Source organism: Dyadobacter sp. CY326, from assembly GCF_021390515.1.
GTDB lineage: Bacteria > Bacteroidota > Bacteroidia > Cytophagales > Spirosomataceae > Dyadobacter.
Genome location: NZ_JAJUXI010000003.1, coordinates 770793 through 788954, shown reverse-complemented (window position 1 = coordinate 788954; position 18162 = coordinate 770793). Strand labels below are relative to the sequence as shown.

The 18162-nt window shown below is 43.8% G+C and carries 18 protein-coding genes; 6 read left to right on the top strand and 12 right to left on the bottom strand.

Features of this window, described 5'->3' with window-relative positions; translation table 11 throughout:
• Nucleotides 1-15 precede the first annotated feature (15 nt).
• Entirely contained in the window at nucleotides 16-3384 is a 3369-nt protein-coding gene (locus tag LZG73_RS07735; RefSeq protein WP_233847336.1) for a TonB-dependent receptor, read from the bottom strand.
• A 55-nt stretch (nucleotides 3385-3439) separates the two neighbouring features.
• On the opposite strand from LZG73_RS07735, the gene LZG73_RS07730 reads away from it, so the two are divergent.
• Nucleotides 3440-3853: a hypothetical protein gene (locus LZG73_RS07730; RefSeq protein WP_233847334.1), complete on the top strand. Its 414-nt coding sequence runs from the start codon at nucleotides 3440-3442 to the stop codon at nucleotides 3851-3853.
• A 190-nt stretch (nucleotides 3854-4043) separates the two neighbouring features.
• On the opposite strand, the gene LZG73_RS07725 is transcribed toward LZG73_RS07730, so the two are convergent.
• Nucleotides 4044-4466, bottom strand: coding sequence for a response regulator (locus LZG73_RS07725; protein ID WP_233847332.1), 423 nt, complete (start codon nucleotides 4464-4466; stop codon nucleotides 4044-4046).
• A 390-nt stretch (nucleotides 4467-4856) separates the two neighbouring features.
• Between LZG73_RS07725 and LZG73_RS07720 the strand changes: the two genes are divergently transcribed.
• The 4 genes from LZG73_RS07720 (at nucleotide 4857) to LZG73_RS25625 (ending at nucleotide 7007) form a co-directional block, all read left to right on the top strand.
• Nucleotides 4857-5075 (top strand): hypothetical protein, encoded by a 219-nt coding sequence (locus tag LZG73_RS07720; protein WP_233847330.1) that lies wholly within the window; start codon nucleotides 4857-4859, stop codon nucleotides 5073-5075.
• A gap of 81 nt (nucleotides 5076-5156) precedes the next feature.
• Nucleotides 5157-5525, top strand: coding sequence for a YegP family protein (locus LZG73_RS07715; protein WP_233847328.1), 369 nt, complete (start codon nucleotides 5157-5159; stop codon nucleotides 5523-5525).
• Nucleotides 5526-5903: 378 nt separating this feature from the next.
• Entirely contained in the window at nucleotides 5904-6809 is a 906-nt protein-coding gene (locus tag LZG73_RS07710; RefSeq protein ID WP_233847327.1) for an NAD(P)-dependent oxidoreductase, read from the top strand.
• A gap of 45 nt (nucleotides 6810-6854) precedes the next feature.
• Entirely contained in the window at nucleotides 6855-7007 is a 153-nt protein-coding gene (locus LZG73_RS25625; protein ID WP_409014321.1) for a BspA family leucine-rich repeat surface protein, read from the top strand.
• Nucleotides 7008-7094: 87 nt separating this feature from the next.
• Here LZG73_RS25625 and LZG73_RS07705 read toward each other — a convergent pair whose 3' ends face one another.
• Both LZG73_RS07705 and LZG73_RS07700 read right to left on the bottom strand, forming a co-directional pair.
• Nucleotides 7095-7571 carry an SgcJ/EcaC family oxidoreductase gene (locus LZG73_RS07705; RefSeq protein ID WP_233847326.1) on the bottom strand — a complete coding sequence of 159 codons (477 nt, stop codon included), beginning with the start codon at nucleotides 7569-7571 and terminating at the stop codon, nucleotides 7095-7097.
• A 114-nt stretch (nucleotides 7572-7685) separates the two neighbouring features.
• Complete coding sequence (locus LZG73_RS07700; RefSeq protein WP_233847325.1) at nucleotides 7686-9122, bottom strand: TlpA disulfide reductase family protein; 1437 nt, start codon at nucleotides 9120-9122, stop codon at nucleotides 7686-7688.
• Nucleotides 9123-9950: 828 nt separating this feature from the next.
• On the opposite strand from LZG73_RS07700, the gene LZG73_RS07695 reads away from it, so the two are divergent.
• Nucleotides 9951-10196 (top strand): DUF3253 domain-containing protein, encoded by a 246-nt coding sequence (locus LZG73_RS07695; RefSeq protein ID WP_233847324.1) that lies wholly within the window; start codon nucleotides 9951-9953, stop codon nucleotides 10194-10196.
• Nucleotides 10197-10270: 74 nt separating this feature from the next.
• Here the strand turns inward: LZG73_RS07695 and LZG73_RS07690 are convergent, their stop codons facing one another.
• From LZG73_RS07690 to LZG73_RS07655, 8 genes are all read right to left on the bottom strand, one after another.
• Nucleotides 10271-11371: an NAD(P)-binding domain-containing protein gene (locus LZG73_RS07690; RefSeq protein WP_233847323.1), complete on the bottom strand. Its 1101-nt coding sequence runs from the start codon at nucleotides 11369-11371 to the stop codon at nucleotides 10271-10273.
• An 87-nt stretch (nucleotides 11372-11458) separates the two neighbouring features.
• A complete protein-coding gene (locus LZG73_RS07685; RefSeq protein WP_233847322.1) occupies nucleotides 11459-12292 on the bottom strand; it encodes a glycosyltransferase family 2 protein in 834 nt (277 codons plus the stop codon).
• The gene (locus LZG73_RS07680) at nucleotides 12285-13313 is read right to left on the bottom strand and encodes a glycosyltransferase (RefSeq protein ID WP_233847321.1); all 1029 of its coding nucleotides are present in this window, start codon (nucleotides 13311-13313) and stop codon (nucleotides 12285-12287) included. The genes LZG73_RS07685 and LZG73_RS07680 overlap by 8 nt, the downstream gene beginning before the upstream one ends.
• Entirely contained in the window at nucleotides 13310-14371 is a 1062-nt protein-coding gene (locus LZG73_RS07675) for a glycosyltransferase (RefSeq protein WP_233847320.1), read from the bottom strand. Before LZG73_RS07675 ends, LZG73_RS07680 begins: the two co-directional genes overlap by 4 nt.
• Nucleotides 14368-15390 carry a glycosyltransferase gene (locus LZG73_RS07670; protein WP_233847319.1) on the bottom strand — a complete coding sequence of 341 codons (1023 nt, stop codon included), beginning with the start codon at nucleotides 15388-15390 and terminating at the stop codon, nucleotides 14368-14370. Before LZG73_RS07670 ends, LZG73_RS07675 begins: the two co-directional genes overlap by 4 nt.
• Entirely contained in the window at nucleotides 15387-16445 is a 1059-nt protein-coding gene (locus LZG73_RS07665; RefSeq protein WP_233847318.1) for a glycosyltransferase, read from the bottom strand. The genes LZG73_RS07670 and LZG73_RS07665 overlap by 4 nt, the downstream gene beginning before the upstream one ends.
• Nucleotides 16446-16673: 228 nt before the next feature.
• Entirely contained in the window at nucleotides 16674-17297 is a 624-nt protein-coding gene (locus LZG73_RS07660; protein ID WP_233847317.1) for a hypothetical protein, read from the bottom strand.
• A gap of 86 nt (nucleotides 17298-17383) precedes the next feature.
• Entirely contained in the window at nucleotides 17384-17965 is a 582-nt protein-coding gene (locus tag LZG73_RS07655; RefSeq protein WP_233847316.1) for a Crp/Fnr family transcriptional regulator, read from the bottom strand.
• Nucleotides 17966-18162 lie beyond the last annotated feature (197 nt).

The following is an 18162-nucleotide window of genomic DNA, read 5'->3' as shown; positions in this document are numbered from 1 at the left end:
TTCAAAAGTTTGAGATTAAAATCCAAGGTTAAGCCCGATCAGGAACTGGCGCTGATTGGGATAAACCCCCTCATCGATACCAAATGATGTGGTCGTCGAAAACGACTGGTTTAGACTTCCGCCCGAGCTGTTGTTGGTATTGGCCGTCGTACCAATCTCCGGATCAAGGCCCGAGTATTTTGTAATGGTAAATAGGTTCGCAGCCTGAACGTACAACCGCAGACGTTCCACTTTCAGCTTTTTCAAAATTGCTTCCGGGAATGTAAACCCGATCTGCGCATTGCGGGCGCGGAGGTAGGAACCTTTCTCGATAAAATAGGAATTGGGAACATTGGCACTACTGAACGAACCGACGGTCTCCTGGATCGGCGCTTTTGCATTTTGGTTTTCCGGCGTCCATGAATCGTATAATGCAGTTTCGCTTTTTGCGCCCTGGAAATTCGCATTGAAATCCGTCCACCATCTTACATTGTTCCAAATGTCGTTTCCCTGCGAGCCATAAAGGAAAATGCTGAAATCAAATGCTTTGTAGTTTCCGCCAAGGTTAAGTCCGTACGTAAATTTCGGGTTTGGATTTCCAAGAAATGTCCGGTCGGCTGCACTCACAATCCCGTCGCCGTTGGTATCCTGATACCTGAATCTGCCCACCGCCACGTCCGACTGATAAATCGTGCCGGTATTTCCGGAATTTTGCTGCGCCTGCGAGTTGGCTGCATTGATTTCTTCCTGCGAATTCCAGAAACCAGCCACTTTGTACCCGAAAAATTCTCCGATGGAATGTCCTACTGCATTACGCACAATGTAGCTTCCATTAAACCTTCTTCCCTCCTGATCAAAATAATCGACACCTTCGGCCAGCGAAACGATCTTGTTTGCGTAGGTTGTGAATGTGAGGGTCGCATTTAGTTTAAGGTCACTGGTTACATTGAAATCCGTCGATGCAGAAAGGTCCACACCTTGGTTGCGCATTTCGGCGATGTTAATAAAAGGCACTGCGCCCTGTCCGGCAGCACCGGCCAGCTCAGGGTTATACAGCAAATCCTTGATCTGCTTGCGATAATAGTCCACGGTCAGGTCGAGCTTACCCTTGAAAAGCGTGGCGTCGATACCGATATTGCTGTTGATGTTTTTCTCCCATTTGGCATCCGGGTTTCCGATCCTGGTACGTTGCAAACCCATCATTGTGGTCTGGTTTGTTCCGTCAATATCGTAGAAGGAGGAAGTACGGTCCTGACCATACGTTGTATAAGCATTGGCAGGATCGACATTCAGCTGGTTACCCATGATGCCATAGCCGCCGCGGATTTTTAGATCTTCAACCCAGGCAATGTCCCCTAGAAATTCCTCTTCCGAAATGCGCCAGCCAAAACTAACAGCCGGAAACCAGCCATACCGGTAGGTTTCGAACCGTGACGAGCCGTCGCGGCGGATCGTTGCGCCGAGCAGGTAGCGGTCTCTGAGCGAATAGTCAACACGTCCGATCAGTGAAGCCAGCGCATCTTTGAACCTTCCGCTGTAATTGGTGGGAGAGCCCGAGCCGGTGGAAAGGTTGGTAAATTCGGGATCGAATGAAAAATAGTTGGTAGTGGTCCCGCCGACGAGGTTGCCGCGGTTCCGGTAATTTTCTGTACCAACCAGCACTTTCAAATCGTGTATTTCTCCAAAATTATGCTGCCAGTTCACGGTATTACTCCAAGTCCAGTTAAAGCCGCTGAATGTATTTTCGGTGTAGGAGTTGGTGGTGGTATTTTCCTGGTTTTCATATTCAGGATAAGTAAACGAGCGGAAAAGGCCTGAATACAGCTCGCCGCCGAAACTCGTCCGGAATGTAAAATCTTTGAGAAAATCGACTTCCAGGTACATATTGCCAAAAAGGCGGTTGCTCTGGCCTGCATTGTTGCGCATCCGGTCCTGAATGGCGACCGGATGATCCGCATTCCCCAATCCCTGACCATAACCTCCCGCAAAGTTTCCCATAATATCCCGCACCGGGATGATCGGCTGCTCGCGGAATGCCATCCCGATCGCGCTGCCTTCCGTCAGCGCATTGATCCGCGGGTTATCTGAGACGGAGAATGCAATGTTTTCTCCCAGCCTCACGTGCTCGTTTACATTGTACTGACTATTCGCCCGGATCGTGTAGCGTTTCAGGTACGTATTGATCAGTGTTCCCTGCTGGTTGAAATAATTAAGCGAAAACAAATAATTTCCCTGCGGACCGCCGCCGCTTGCTGTGAGGTTGTGGCTGGTAATGGCGGCAGGCTTGAAGATTTCGTGAAACCAGTCTGTACCACTTTTATTGGCCCGGATGATCCGGTAAAAGTTATTGTACTCGTCGGAACTGGTGTAATTCGGGTTGACATTGTAAAGTCCGGGGTCAACAGACGGATCTCCCTCGCTGGCTCCCTGAGGCGTAATGTAGTCGGGTAACACCGGGGTGGCGCCGCTGCCGTACAATGGATCATTGATCTGATCATTCGGGTTGGCGTTCCGTAAGGCATTGTATTTGAGCTGGGCGGTTTCCTGCGGGTTCAGCAGATGCCACACATTGCCGGATTTTGGAAGCTGAATGCCCGCGTAGGCATCGTACTGGATCTTTACTTTGCCGCTGCCGCGCTTGGTCGTGATAATGATCACCCCATTTGCAGCCCGCGAACCGTAGATCGATGCAGAACCGGCATCTTTCAGCACCTGCATCGTAGCCACATCGTTCGGGTTGATGTCGTTGATGTTTTGCGTAGGAACTCCATCCACAACGTACAGTGGGGAATTGTTTCCAAACGTGTTGATCCCACGGATACGAATCTGTGGAGCCTCGCCCGGCTGGCCTGAACCAAGCACGGTCACACCCGAAGCCCTGCCTTGTAACTGACTGGTGATCTGCGAGGTAGGTTGCTGCTGCAATTCCTGCACGTTAACAATAGCCACCGCGCCGGTGAGGTCTTTTTTCCTCTGCGTTCCATATCCGACCACCACAACCTCGTTCAATGCACGCGTGTCTGAGGCTAGTACCACATCCTGCGTCGCATTGGCACCGACTGCAATTTCCTGCGTGGCGTACCCTACAAACGAGAACACGAGCGTCGCCCCCGAACCGTCGGGAATGTTGAGCGTGTATTTTCCATCAATGTCCGTCGTAGTACCATTCTGGGTGCCTTTCAGTACCACACTTACACCCGGCAGCGCATCATTGTTGTCGCCCCGTACCGTGCCGGTAACAACCCGGTCGGCCTGCCGGAACCATGCACTAGGGCTGGTTGCATTAAAATGGACCTCTTTGCCGGCTCCTGCGGCAACTGCTTCCGGTCCCACGATGCTGAGCGGAATTGCCAGTTGGAGAACCGACGCGCTGAGCATGATCAACGAATTGTAACTTTTTTTCATAGTAAATTCAAACTGTAAAACCTGAAATTGAAATGCGCCCGGCCAGTCAATAAGTATGCCAGTGTTTACAAGTTTTATAGCCGCACGTGTCAAGCTGCTTGAACAGGGAATGATCCCAATTCAAAAAAGCGGGCGATTACCGAAGAATTATATGTGGAGATCTTTTGAATACGCCGCACAGCAGGGCGGAACGAGAAAGAAGAGTTTGAAGTTTCTGCCAGATCAGGCTAACGAATTAAATGTTGGCGCTCTGGCCGCGGCTATTCACTGCCCGAGGAATCAATCCTTTCCAAAGATGGCATTGATTTTGGCGCCTAGAAGTATGTTTTCAAAGCCTAGATATTTCAGCGTGAGGATGCTGTGGGTGCGTTTTTCCTTGCCTTATCTGGCCTTGCGATTAATGAGGAGGCTCTCCGACATTGAGGTGATCACCTTGATCTTTTTGCTTACAAGTAAGCTCTTTTGGTAAGCAGCTTGAAAACGAATCTGTAAATCAATTGAATGTTCAAATAACCGTTTCACATGCGAAAGAGTATAAGAGATTTCCATAATGAAAGTCTGGGGTGGTAAGTATGTAAGTTACGCTATTTAAGTTACATATAACCGCTAATTCTTCATTAAGAATTTTCCTTCGTTCTTATTCAGTACAAATGTCTCGACTAGAAATTGTTCGGAGCGGCGCATTTCATCCAGTATTCCATGATGACGCGTAGTGTATCCTGCAAGTCATCAAGATCTGCCGTCTTCACAAAAAATCCCTGCGCTGACATGCTATATGCGTCTATCACCGCCTGCTGGTTTAACGCCGTGGTGAAGTATAAGTAAGGAATGCATTTCAATTTCAGCTCGGCGTCATTGTTAAGCTTATTTCTCAGTTCAAACCCGTTTAGCTTGGGTAGGTTGATATCTGACAATATTAAAAATGGTAAGGAGTTAGCGTTGTGAAGATATTCGAGGGCTGCGAGTCCGTCTGAAAAGTATACGCGCTTATTGCTGTAATTTAACGATACAAACGCTTCTTCTAAAAAGAATTGATCGTCAGCATCGTCTTCAATTATAATAATTTCACCGTTTTTGTTCATAATCACCGATAATCCAGTTTCACCGCAAACTAAGCAAAAAAACCGATCCGATGCATGGATTTGCTTGCGTATGGCTGGATAGGTTTCTTTTTAGAGATGAGTGCTTGCCGGATAGATTAATGGTACACTATGCTGATGAACTAATTGTAGTATTATTTGTGTAAATAAATAAAATATTTGGATATTTGCTTGGGCCGGACTACACTACTAGTTGTATGAGCCTTTTGAAAACATGGCCTTTGGATTCATTGAAGGTTGATTTTATCGACATGGTTTCGGAGTTGCTCATTATCAGATTGGTGTCCCGAGACATTGGTCTTCAATATGTAAACCTTAACTTAAAAACTAGTCTTCTCGCAAAAGGAAGAAATAAATATCCTCAACTCAGATATGGCATATATAACAACAATGAATAAGCTTAACAATTTGTATGTATGTTCTCCGCATTTGATAGAGGAATTTTACGCAACCTGCGAAAGAATCATTGCAAGTGGCATAGAGGTAATCTTTACTGCCGGAAATGAAGAAAGCAAAGTGATAAATACAATTGATGGTCTTAAACTATATCGGATTTCAATTGAAGTCGGAATCTGGTCTGTTTTTGATTGATATCAAACATTAAAACAAATGCCTAGATCTTTAAATCAAGGCAATTCAATAATGAATAACCTCCTCTAACAAATTTTACCAATGGAAAAATTCACAATCAGTGAAAGTCTTGCCGGTCAATTCCGGTTTGCTTTGCTGTCTAAAACCGGCAAGGTCATTCTAACCAGTGACGGTCATCATTCAAGGGATTCATGCCTGGTTGAGATTAGTAAAGTTCGCAAATTTTCACAGGAGCATCATCGTTTCGACAAGCAGCTTCTTGCCAAAGGTAAATGCTATTTCAATCTGGAAGCCACCAATGGTTACATCATTGCGGTCAGTCCTTTGTTTGATTGTTTCTTAGATATGGATGCGGGCATTGATTGTGTTAAAAGGTATGGTCAAGCAGTTGATATAGAGGATGTAACTTTGAATAGTGCCAATATGCCACTGGTGCTGCAACTTGCTTAGTCCACGGTTTTCAGCAGGGTTTGGGTGTTGTTCAAATACAGCTTTCTAGCAAGTGAAATTGTCGTGCTGCTCATCCAGCATTATTGAAAATATTACCCCGAGCTGCTTTATGTCAGCTCCGTATTTCATGACCTGGGCTTAACAACGCATTACAGCAGTCCGGATAACCGCTTTGACCTGAGGCAATTTTGACGTCGCCCTGGTTGGAATAGTTTTGCCAGAAAATGTGCTAGGATCGTCTTCTCCATGATTTTGTCCTGATTTAAATGCGTTGCCGCACAACGGCAGCAGAAGCGGAATGGAATTAACCATTAAACTGCGCTGTTCTACGCTGTAAACCAGTTATTAATTTCGCCGACTTATTAAACAGGAGAATACATGACTCAAATGCGAATATTGTTTACGGGGGGATCGGGAAAAGCAGGAAAGCACGTGATACCTTACCTGCTCGACCAGGGACATAAAGTAATGAATGTAGATATGGTGCCCTTGGATTATCCAGGCGTGGACAATCTGATCGCTGATATTACGGATTCCGGACAAATGTTTAATGCCATGCGATCGTATGCCGGGTTAGATGAGTTGGAACCGGGTATTGGCATACAACCATTTGATGCCGTTGTACATTTTGCTGCCGTGCCCAGGATCTTGATCAAACCTGATAATGAAACTTTTTGGGTTAACACCATAGGCACATACAATGTGATTGAAGCAGCTGTTAAGCTTGGAATTAGAAAGATTATTATTGCTTCATCAGAAACCACTTATGGAATTTGTTTTTCGGACGGTAAAACCGACCCTCATGCGCTGCCTTTGGAAGAGGATTATGATGTCGATCCAATGGATAGCTATGGATTGTCAAAGGTTGTGAATGAGAAAACGGCACGCAGCTTTCAGCGACGGTCAGGCTTTGACATTTATGCGCTTCGTATCGGGAATGTGATTGAGCCTCACGAATACGCTCAACTGTTTCCGCATTATTTCAAAAATCCTGAGGTGCGTCGCAGGAATGCGTTCTGTTATATTGATGCGCGTGATTTGGGACAGATTGTGGATTTATGTTTGAAAAAAGATGGCCTTGGTTATCAGATTTTCAACGCTGGAAATGATCATAACGGTGCGATCATCCCCAGCATTGAATTGGCTAAACGGTTTTTTCCAGGTGTACCCATCACCCGTGAATTGGAGGAACATGAAGCATTGTTTTCTAATCGCAAAATCCGTGAAGTTTTGGGATTTAAAGAACAACATAACTGGAAGAAATATGTGAAATGGATTGCTTAGAACAAAGAGCATACTGATTTGCCCCATTTGTTAGAAGTAACAAGTGTGTCAGGCATGTTTAGTAATTGTACTGCCCTGATGGGTGCGGCCAATATTAGCAATTCAAATACTGCCAACGTGGTTGATATGAGCACAATGTTTATGTTTGCAACAGCGCAAATACTGTATTTATCAAGATACTTTTGCCAAAAGAGTTGATTAACCGTTTACTTATGACATTCAGTGGCTACTCCGCGACATTTCTTGGTGCATTGATAGCTGATGACAAGTGAATCTGGTGAAGAGCTAGTCTATCCCTTCATTAAGCTTCGCATTTTGGCCCGCCGCTATCCGCCAACCGCCATCCTTGTTTGTTAAAAGGATCGTTCGTCGAAACCGGAATGTTTGACCGGGATAGCGTTCATCTCCGCTTAGATCCGTGCGGACATGAACGAGGGCCATATCCGGTTTGAGAAAGGTGATATCTTCAACGGAACGGGTGGTAAACTGGGTTGCTTTGAAATAAGTTGCATGCGTGGTTTGATAGTGCTTCTCAATCTCGACTCGACCTTTGTAATACGCTCCAAACCAGTTAACCCAAGAGGCATCCGTATGATATTGCTCCGCTAATGCTTTGGCATCATGGCGATTCCAAGCCTGTTCATAGTTGCTTATTACTAATTTGATGGCTTCTTGCCTCGATGCCTGGTTGTCCACTTGCGCAATTGTTACTTGCGGCAATAAGAATGAAAAGACGATTAAGGCCAGCATTCTCTTTTTCATATTGAAGGTATTTTTTTGAGGTTAATGTGGCTAAGTTACAAATAGCGCTTCATGAGTTGTTGAAATAATGGTGTGGTTCCTATAAATCAGTCATTAGTACAAGACACAGTTACGTTAAAGTAAGCGGTCTAAATATTCACGGGTTTTCTTTTCCCTGGGACGAGGTGCAGAGGAAATTTTAAGATTTCCATTTTTATCGAAAATCATGTAGCGCGGGATTGCGTTAATCTTAAATGTATCCTTGATTTTCGAGTAATTTCCTCCCTTGAGACGGAAGCTGTTCTCATTTTTCAGTCCATTCCGTGCAGCCGATTTAATCCACGCCCGGTGTAAATCGTCGGTTGAGACATATACAAACGCTACACTCTTGCCGTCATAACTTTCTTTTAATTGATGAGAGCCAGGCATTTCAGCAATGCAAGGAGCGCACCAGCTTGCCCAAAAATCCATATAGACTACCTTGCCCTTATTCTTGTCCAGCAACTCAGCCCATGTAATTTCCTTGTTATCCGTGCCAATTAAACTGGCTTGTTGATACGTCGTTTCGGAATCAAACCTTTCCAATTGAAAATTCTCTTCGGCGTAATCCTTTAGGGGTTGATCAGTGGATATATTTGAATATCTTTTTAGCAAGTTACCAAGTGAATCGTCTCCCTCACGAAAAGCCTTGGCAACAATCTGGAATAATACGCGATCTCTGGTTTTGTTTTTAAAAACTTGGGACGCCTCATCAAACATGGAAACCGGACTTAATGACTTATTTCTCATATGATTCCGAGCGATGTAATAGGCGTAATTCCAAGCCCGTTCATCAGCCTTCCCATTGACTTCATCGTAAACGGGATTATCATTGATGAAATTAATTATTTCTTTATCAAGTGGCTTGAAACCCTCTGCATATAGGCTTACAATATTATCATACTTTATATAATTGAGTGTAGCCGCTAACTGAGCATGATTCTCCTTAGAAATCGGATATTTTCGTTTATAATCATTTAAGAATGCAAGCCTCTTTTCATAGAGCAGATTGGCAGAATCAATAATCTGCTTTGTACTATAATTTACACGCGGGGTATATTGATAAAATCCTTCCAGATCTGTTCCAATCTGCTTATTCATGGAATGGATGAGATTAAGCTCATTACTTCTTACAGCATTATTATTAACAACGAAAATATTTCCATTAGAAATAGTGTCTGAAATTTCAATGGACTCTCCCGGATGAATCATAACTGTCTTTGTATTTGGCTTTCCATCCAAGGCGACGAGAAATAACTTTACATCACGATCGAAGAAAAAACGAAAAGTGGTTGAGCCATTGAGTTTACTTAATTCGTAATGAACGGACCCTTCACCAAAGTAATCTTGAAAATAAAAAAAATCAAATTTATTGTGACTAGAGATTTGAATTGTTGTAGAATCCAGTTTTATTCTTTTAATGCTGGCTTTGATTTCAGTCGAATCTTTCCCATTGCTTGCAGCAGAATCCTTCTGACTTTGGTTGCAGTTCAACATTGATACAATCAGAAGCATTCCTATTAAGTATCGCATTATATTTCCGGGTTAGGAATTTTGAGGGCCTGAATTTGATTGTTGGATGAGAGTTTTTAGTTGGAATTCATTTAATAAATATTCACAAAACAATCTCCCCATGAATAGAAATGCTACAAAGTGCTAACATATAAATTATTTATATATAAAACAAGCACAACTATAATCTTGCACCGAACCTCAGTATCTTTGACATTACTCACTGCAAAAACTTCAACGGTTGGCATCTGAGCCACTTTTACATTCCTTTAAGATTCTTTTACAGGTCATTAACAGACAACGGGATTGAAACTTTTAGCTTTGTGGCTCTCCGCAGTGGTATCCACCGCTGTGGTTGAATTCCTTGAAAAGAGTGGAATGCCTAAACTCGTGTATGTTTTTGCTTTCTCGTAATTTAAACTAAACCTGGAACCTTCTAAAAAGGAAGCAGCAAAGCCACTCGCTGCTGCTGAAAGGAAAGCTGCATTGAACAAATGGGAGGCAACCCCTGCTGGTATTGAATACAAAAACGGGGAGCATCTCCCGAAGGTAAGAAGGTGGATGCGAGTGAAGCTAAAATAAGAAAACATTTAAATGCTTTTACCAATATGGAGGCTGTTGTAACCGCTCTATCTCTTCCGCGTGGCTCACGATTAGGTTTTGGAATGATGGTTAGGATTGATGGTGAAGATTATATTCTTAGTTTTGGGCCGGAAAGGTCTGACAGGAATTAGCAAGCTATTTTTTGCCACCAATAGGGCAGGAGCAGAGGAGTAAGGTTCGAGCATATAGTTTGGCAGTAGATCTGGATCTTCTTAGTTTTCGACAAATTATTTCAAAAGCATACGCATGCAGCATTACGAGAAAATAGCAACAACCATTCTATCTACTGCCATTCATCGTGGTGCTGAGAAAAGCACTTGTCCCTCTGAAATTGCACGCAAGCTATTTCCTGACGACTGGCGTAAGCATATGAAAGATGTACTCGGCGTTGCAATTGATTTGCATAACAAGGGTAGCGTAACCATAACACAAAAGGGAATACCTGTTGACATTAAGGATTTCAAGGGCCCGGTTCGCATTAAAATTATCTGAACATTTGCATTGCGGATCGCAGAATAGCATTACTTGCTTGTTTGCGCAAACGACAGAAATTCATACATAATCAATCAAAGTTCGCGGTTTCCGGCCAGACCCAATGTGGCCATCAACTCCCTGGCAGCCGCCGGTCCGGCTCTGTTGGCGCCGATGGTGGAAGCCGATGGGCCGTATCCAGGCAAATGGACGCGTGGCTCTTTGGCAACCATTGTTGCGAACCGGCCAGCCATCATTATACCGCCACTTTCCTCTCTGGGTAAAACCGGTTCCAAATGTTGCAATGCTCCTCGAAAACCAGTATTCCACAGAATAACGTCGGCTTTTTCCTCCCTACCATCATCCCATTTTACGCCATTCCTTGTAATCTCGCTAAACATGGGAAAGCGTTCTAGTACACCTCTGTTTTTCATGTCAATTATTTCTGGCGACAAGGGTAAACCGGTAACGGAAACGACAGACAAAGGAGGCAACCCATTCCTAACCCTTTCTTCCACCATGGCAACGGCTTTATGACCAGCTACGTCGTCAAAAGGCCCTTCTCTGAATTCTGGCGGGCGCCGGGTGACCCAGGTGGTAGTGGTTACTTTTGAAATCTGGTCGAGCAATTGAATGGCAGATATCCCAGCACCCACTACGATAACATGCTTGTTTTTGAAGTAATCGGCAGTTTTAAAATCTCGTGTATGCAGCTGTTCACCTATAAAGAGGTTAGCTCCCGGATACTCAGGAATGTAGGGATTTTCCCAGGTGCCGGTGGCGTTAATGATGCCTAATGCAGAAAATAGCCTTTCGGACGAATCAATGTAAAACCGCTCCTTGTGCAGGTAAACACTTTCCACTTTCAACGGGCGATAAACTCTGATGCCAAATTTCTGTTCGTAAAGCTCATAGTAGTGAGGCACTGCTTTACTGGCTTGTACAGTCTTGTTACCTGTATCAAGCGTTTCCTCAAAAGACATTCCGGGCAGATCATGGATTCTGTTTACCGTACTCAGCGTGAGAGAAGGCCAACGGAATTGCCAGGCGCCACCTGCCGAAGGGGCGGAATCGAGCACGATGAAATCGGGGCCTATCGATAAGCCTTGCTTCTTTAAATGGTAAGCTGCGGATAAACCGGCTTGACCGGCACCTATGATTGCAATTTTTGTCTTATATCGGATTTTATCTGCCATTAATCATGCTGTTTGAGATCCGTTCCAACCCCAGTGCCACGCGGGTTAGATCCCCATCACAGACATGGCACCACACCGACGCTCGTATCAATATGGATGGGGCGAAACACTGTCTTTGATCTGACTATCCGTAGGTTTGCGAATGACGGTGATGTGATCTGCCTGATCGATTTTTATTAAGCCCATTTCTTCAAATGCTTTCAACCAGCGCTGCATAGGCAAAACATTCCATTTCTCCCTATAACGCATCGCGTTCTCAATAATCGAATGAAAATGGTTTACCGGCGGATCGTGCTTATCGTGATACTGGTGTAATACGTGATCGTGTACAAAGATCAGCTTAATGTCCGCCTTGTGAAACATCATGGCAAAATCGGTGTCTTCTGCCCCATACCCAATAAACGACTCGTCAAAGCCACCAATTTTTTCGAACGTTTGCTTTTGAATAGCAAATATTAAAGACCAGAATAGCAAATGTTCAACCGGCTCGCCGACTGGTATGCGCTCCCGGCCAGGGTGCGTTACGGCTTTATTTTTTAGCTCATCATAGTTCCCTGTGTCCGGCAAAACTGGCAGATATAAAGGATAAGCTGTAATGATATTTTCCACTTCCAAAGCTGTCAGCATATTTGCAAACAGCGTTGGAGATACAATGCAGTCTACATCTATGAGAATGACATTGTCTGTTTTTGCAGCGGCTATTCCCGTGTTCCGTGCCGCAGCTAGTGGCAACTCATGGATTTTGTTATTTAAATGGAAATTCACATTCAAACCATCAGGAATGGCAATTCCATCCAGGTCGTCCATACAAACAACTTGTATATCGTAGGGAAGAATAGTTGATGCTTTTATAGATTCAAGCAGATTGGCTAATTGCTTTCTTCTTCCTTTAACAATCGTTACAATACTAAATTCAGGCATACCAGTTTTTCATTTTTTGCGCTATTTCATCAGGTGCTGACACATTCACCAAGTTTTCATAAAAAGGTGTAAATACCTTCGCTTTTTGCAGCAGGTTCTGCCATTGCTCAGCACTGAAATTTTCCTGCGCTAACAGCGCAATATTTTGATTAGCTAACACATTTGCATGAACTACTTGCTCATCATATGGTCTGGGTTCCGGAAGCAGGATCAATCGTTTACCAAGCGACAAAAGTTCCGCAATTGTGTTTTGACCAGCTGCGGAAATCACAACTTCTCCAACAATGGCTTTGCTAATGTCTTTAACCTGGCCGAGCAGTTTGCAATTTTTACCTAAATCATAATCCCGCTTGTTTCCAATAATAGTAAACTGTGTATTCTGATCTTTCGTGATATTTTTAAGGATTGATTCATCGTAATTATCATAGCCTAAAATGATGGTTACATTGTCAATATCTGAACGGTTGCTGGCGTCCGACGCATGCCCAGCGTATTGTGAAATATATCCGCAGTAATATGTTTTGGATGCAAAATGGTAATCCGACTGTTCCAGAGAAGCAGGAAAATGAGCCACAATATGATCCGCCAGTTCATGCGCAAAAACCTGTGTCGGGTCGTTCATCACATTTCCGGGCAGGTGGACTAGAACCACCGGGACGCCCATTCCCCGAACCATGATGGCCAACTCAGGAACACCGTCGCAGTAGAAAGCTTTTGGCTTATAGCGCGCTATCGCTTCGGCCAGCGCTTTTGCCCGATCTGCTGGCTCTATTGCATACGGCGTCACTTCAAAAGCTTTTGAAAATGTATGCTCCGGGATTTCGTAACCAGCCGGATACTTTGGAGGCAATTCCAGCACCTGAACGCCGTGCTTTTGATGCAAATACCCGGTTATTTCGCTGTTCGTTGTGATCGCTATAACCTCAAAAAAGACTGACAATGCCGGATACAACATATTGAATGTTGCCCTATGGCCATTCCCGTGCGCATGTACAAAATAGAAAATCGTGGGCCTTATCATCGCCTGAGGTTTTTCGCTAAGCGTTCATAGACGTTTACATAAGCCGCGGAAGTTTTTGTCATATCAAATGATGCTGCAAAGTCTCTGCACGCTGCCGGTTCCGATTTTTTAGCGATTTCTAACGGCTTTATAAGATCGCGCCAGTTATGTGAATCAACTGCTATTGAAACTTTTTCGTTACGCAGATCCGGAGGAATGGCGGTGTAAAACCCTACTACGGGTAAGCCACTTGCAAGCATTTCCACCGTACTCAGGCCGAAAGGCTCTTCCCAAATAGCGGTTGCCAGATACGCGGAGGCACCTGTAACAAGATTACTTAATTGTTGCTGCGTGGCATGGGAGATGTATTCAATATATTCGTTTAGCTGCGGCTGGACATGGTCACTGAAATATTTTTTGTCAAATATGGGACCGACAATTTTTAGTGGCTGTTTTAAATGATTGGCCAGATGTATAGCGGCTTCAACATTCTTTTCTTTCGCAATACGCCCGCTCCATAGCAAATATCCGTCCGCATTTCGGTCGTGTAGCTTCCACTTATCGAATGCTATTCCATTTAAAATCACCTCGACATCTTTGCCGAGAAATTCCTTCCATTGTTCGCTCATCCGCTTCGAAATGCCTATGAGTACGACAGGAGCATGCTTCATAAAAAATGTATACATCAGTACAAATTTTTCTGTTGGCGGCAGATGCAATGTGAGTACGCTTGGCGTCTTGAAGAGCGCGCCAACTGCGTAGATTTCGGGTATAAATGAATTATAATGGATGATGTCGTAGCGACTAACGTCAAACATTCCATATTGAAACGTCTGATAATAATGCTGTCCAAGCGATTCAGAACAGGGCCTGTACGCATTATCTTTCATGCTAAGCGGGCTCTCATGAAATTCAATTACCTGAAACAGGTTTTTTTCATCCGCGTCCTTTGCGATCACGTCGACTGTATGCCCCAGGCGCACCAATGCATTTGCGTGCTCAACGATGAATGCTTCCGTGCCTCCATTGTATGGCTCACGCAGCGAAATGAATGGTCCGGCAACAAGGAGTATCCTCATATCAATTCCTCAAAGTAATTAATATAGCGCTGAGCCATCGTTCTCAACGAAAATGTTTCTGCGTGGCGCCTGACTTTGTTGCTGTCAAGTGGTATCGCAGCTGCGATTGCTTTGGCAAGAGATTTCACGTTTTTTTGCTCCGCAACAACGCCGCTTTCAACATTTATCAATTCAACAAAAGCACCGCGGTCGAATCCGGCTATCGGCACGCCCGACGACATGGCTTCTATGTTGGTAAGGCCAAACGGCTCTTCCCAGCGGACGGCATTGACCACAGCGGCTGCGCCTTTCATATGCAAGTGTATATCAGACTGTTTTAAATGGCCCAGGTATGTATCGTTTTCCGTCATGCGAAGGCTGATTTGTTCATCAAAATACTTTTGATCGTCGAGCGGCCCGGCAAACTTTAAGGGCATATTAAGTTCGTGGGCCGCATCTATCACGATGTCCAGACCTTTATCGTGCACGATCCTTCCAAACCAAAATAGATAATCCCGACTGGTGCGTATGAGCGGCCATTTATCCAGGTCAACACCATTATAAATGACTGTTGAACCGTTATTCAGATAAGGCTGCCACACAGCTTCAAAGGATTTGGAGGGCATGACGAAACGAAGATTTTTAGAGGCGGAGCAAATCTTAATCGCTGCTTTTAACTTGCTGATGGGAGGCGTATGTATGGTCGTAACCACCGGAATTGGAGCTTTCACGCCCCATAGTATCGGCAGCTCATGCGTCGAATTGTTGTGAACAATATCGAAATCATTTTGTTCAATATCTTCAAGTATCGAGAGATACTCATCGGTCTCATATATCTCGAAATACTCATTTTCCCGATGCGCATTACCGTAAAATCCCTTTACATTCAGGTCAGGGTCGCTATCCGCATGGGCATACAAAGTGATTCGGTGACCGAGCCGTATGTACTCTTTACATAATGCGTGGGTAAATGCTTCCAGGCCTCCCCGAAATGGCTCAGCGATTGGCAGTCTGGTTTTGGCTATAACAGCAATCTTCATATTGCAGATATAGCTTTTTTACCGACGCCTTTTTGAAATAATACTTCCTTATACAGCTTCAAATAGTTCGAGGTCATATTTTGTATATTCATGCTGGATGCAAATTCTTTACATGCAGCAGGACTGACAGCATTGCTCTTTTCAACCAGCTCTACCAAGTCTTCCCAGCGCAGCGATGCAATTGTTAATACGCTTTCATGCTCCCAATCCGGCGGAACAGCGGTATGGAAGCCAACGACTGGCACGCCGCTCGCCAACATCTCCAAGGCAGCCAAGCCAAAGGGCTCCTGCCATGTTGCGGTTGCGAGATAAGCAAACGCTTTTTGCGCAAGGCTGCTCAGTTCGCGCTGCGTCACGTGGCCAACATACTGAATTTGATCGTTGAGATGCGGTTTAACCTGCTCATCAAAATAACGTTGGTCAACAATTCTGCCAGCAATCTTCAACGGCAGCTGCATATGCTTTGCCACGCAAATGGCAGCTGCAACATTCTTTTCTTCGTTGATTCGTGCCGACCAAAGCAAATACGCACGGTCCTCCGAGCTTTTTGTGGGCCAGAGATCCATGTTTATGCCGTTGTTTATCAGCGGCATATCTATCTCAAGCGCCTGGTCATATTGACGTTTGACCCGTTCTGATATCGCTACGAATGTTACATCGCTTTCCCGCGAATGCTTTTGATACGCTGATATTCGTTTGCTGTCAGCCGGTGAATGCAGCGTCAGAATTGAAGTTTTGGTGAAATGCAATCCTGCCTCTAACAGATGCGGGTAAAACATGTTGTAGTGAATGACATCATATGAACCGACATTCATATCTCCGAACTGACGCTTTTCTTCGGAATGTTTACAAGAGTCCGACTTTTCTGACGAAAATGCGGTAAACGGATTTACGAGCAAAAATCTAGCGCTGGCTTCCGCCTCCTCCGCAACGACATCCACAGCATGTCCTTCATTAACAAGTTGGTTGGCAAAAGAAACTATAAACGCCTCAATACCACTGTTATAAGGCTCTTTCAGTGATATCCCAGGACCAGCCACAAGTAAAATATTCATAATAAAAGCACCACCAATCTGTATAATAATCTGTCCTTCAAAAAAGGCTACATACAGACGCTCAATGAGCGTTATGTGCGTGGCTTTTCAAGATCATTGACTTCTAACGTATAGATAATGATAGTTATAAAGTCGCTATCTGATTTGTAAATATAGTTTTTTGGATGGAGTATAATGTTCATTTGTCGTGATAGGGACGAAGTGATGGCAGATATTTGGTAACTGCCATTAGAAGTTATATCCAAAATGCAATCCCGGCTGCCCGAAGAAGAATCTTGACCATCTATCATCAACCTGTTTAAACGAATCAGGCATTTTTGATTGATAGGGACGATGCGTTATTGCTATTGAAGGCTGTATGAAAAACCTGTCTTTGAAAAGTTTAATGTGATAACCAATGGAATAAGTGTTAAAGATTTGAAATCCATTGTCAATCTTTTTACCGTTATCATTCACAAAAGTTTGAAAAGCAGGCATCACGTCAATTTGGGTAAAAAGACCTTTCCATAAAAACCTGTAATAGGAAAGTGACACTCCGTGTTCACGAATATAACCTGGAAACCCTTCTCCGTCTGCTTCATATGATTTCCCAAAAGGAATGCCAATTGGCCAGCCATATTTCCAAGTTTTGAGTTCAATTGAAATTACATCTTTTCCTGTAATGCGATAACCCAAGTTGAGATAAACCATCTCAGGCGAATTATTATCAGGTATAAGGTTTGCGAGCATAAATAATGTACTGCCTACAAAATACTTTTTATAAGTACTGTCTTGTTTGGCATATTGAGCTTCAACTGGGAGAGTGCTTGCCACCATTAAGGTCAAAGCGAACAGTAAAACTATCTTTTGCATATCATTACGATTGGTTTTTTAAATGATAATGCAAAGTTAGATTGGCCAGATGCCACGACTCGTTGACTTAAGTTAAGAAATGAGCCCTACCACTTATTTTTGGCCATGATTCTTGGTCTTAACCTACTTAAAGACTCGGGTTTGATTCCTAAATAGCTCGCTAATTGATGCTGTGGCACACGTTGAATAAGGTCAGGCCGTGATTGCAATAAGTTTAGGTAGCGTTGTTCCGGGGACGAAGTCTTGAACTCGTCAAAATTGATTTGCTGTTTAGCTAAAAGTTCTTCTGACAAAACCCTGCAAAGCGATTCGAATTTTGGGAATTTATCGAAAATCTCGGCTTCCATTTCAGGATTTGAAATAATAATGATGGAGTCTTCAATACAAGATATGTAATATTCGGAAGGTGTTTTATTGACCACACAAGGCGGTGTCAGGGCATCCATTTCCGTATAGAATGCAGTTGTTTTTTCTTCTCCGTCAATAATGTAGTAAGCCCGAATACAGCCTTTCAATACAAAGTATGCTTCATTAGAATTTTGTCCCTCGCGTAAAAGAATTACACCCTTTTTGAAAGTCCGAAAGGTGTCCAAGGAGATGATGGCATTCTTTTCATCTTCTGTCAAAGAAACATATTTTGCTATAAAGTCAAATAGTAAGTCTTGCATTTTCTGCCTTCTTTATCTGTACACAGTTTCTGTCCTGCACCTGCCATGGCGTCCCGTGATTAAGTGCTAAATCATTCACCCTAAATTACAAAGTAATCTTTAAACAGGCCTACGCTTGAAGATAATCGGTTTGCCGCCGGAAAGCTTTAATTCCTTAACTCTGCTAAGAACTTAAATGCTTTCCAGCGAACAGAATA

Bases quoted from the DNA above. Each gene is read 5' to 3' on its own strand.
- LZG73_RS07710 (WP_233847327.1), top strand. From the start codon at position 5,904: ATGACTCAAATGCGAATATTGTTTACGGGGGGATCGGGAAAAGCAGGA.
- LZG73_RS07720 (WP_233847330.1), top strand. From the start codon at position 4,857: ATGGCATATATAACAACAATGAATAAGCTTAACAATTTGTATGTATGT.
- LZG73_RS07735 (WP_233847336.1), bottom strand. From the start codon at position 3,384: ATGAAAAAAAGTTACAATTCGTTGATCATGCTCAGCGCGTCGGTTCTC.
- LZG73_RS07665 (WP_233847318.1), bottom strand. From the start codon at position 16,445: ATGAATATTTTACTTGTGGCTGGTCCTGGGATATCACTGAAAGAGCCT.
- LZG73_RS07685 (WP_233847322.1), bottom strand. From the start codon at position 12,292: ATGCCTGAATTTAGTATTGTAACGATTGTTAAAGGAAGAAGAAAGCAA.
- LZG73_RS07715 (WP_233847328.1), top strand. From the start codon at position 5,157: ATGGAAAAATTCACAATCAGTGAAAGTCTTGCCGGTCAATTCCGGTTT.
- LZG73_RS07695 (WP_233847324.1), top strand. From the start codon at position 9,951: ATGCAGCATTACGAGAAAATAGCAACAACCATTCTATCTACTGCCATT.
- LZG73_RS07660 (WP_233847317.1), bottom strand. From the start codon at position 17,297: ATGCAAAAGATAGTTTTACTGTTCGCTTTGACCTTAATGGTGGCAAGC.
- LZG73_RS07705 (WP_233847326.1), bottom strand. From the start codon at position 7,571: ATGAAAAAGAGAATGCTGGCCTTAATCGTCTTTTCATTCTTATTGCCG.
- LZG73_RS07655 (WP_233847316.1), bottom strand. From the start codon at position 17,965: ATGCAAGACTTACTATTTGACTTTATAGCAAAATATGTTTCTTTGACA.
- LZG73_RS07675 (WP_233847320.1), bottom strand. From the start codon at position 14,371: ATGAGGATACTCCTTGTTGCCGGACCATTCATTTCGCTGCGTGAGCCA.
- LZG73_RS07730 (WP_233847334.1), top strand. From the start codon at position 3,440: ATGCCAGTGTTTACAAGTTTTATAGCCGCACGTGTCAAGCTGCTTGAA.
- LZG73_RS07670 (WP_233847319.1), bottom strand. From the start codon at position 15,390: ATGAAGATTGCTGTTATAGCCAAAACCAGACTGCCAATCGCTGAGCCA.
- LZG73_RS07680 (WP_233847321.1), bottom strand. From the start codon at position 13,313: ATGATAAGGCCCACGATTTTCTATTTTGTACATGCGCACGGGAATGGC.
- LZG73_RS07700 (WP_233847325.1), bottom strand. From the start codon at position 9,122: ATGCGATACTTAATAGGAATGCTTCTGATTGTATCAATGTTGAACTGC.
- LZG73_RS07725 (WP_233847332.1), bottom strand. From the start codon at position 4,466: ATGAACAAAAACGGTGAAATTATTATAATTGAAGACGATGCTGACGAT.
- LZG73_RS07690 (WP_233847323.1), bottom strand. From the start codon at position 11,371: ATGGCAGATAAAATCCGATATAAGACAAAAATTGCAATCATAGGTGCC.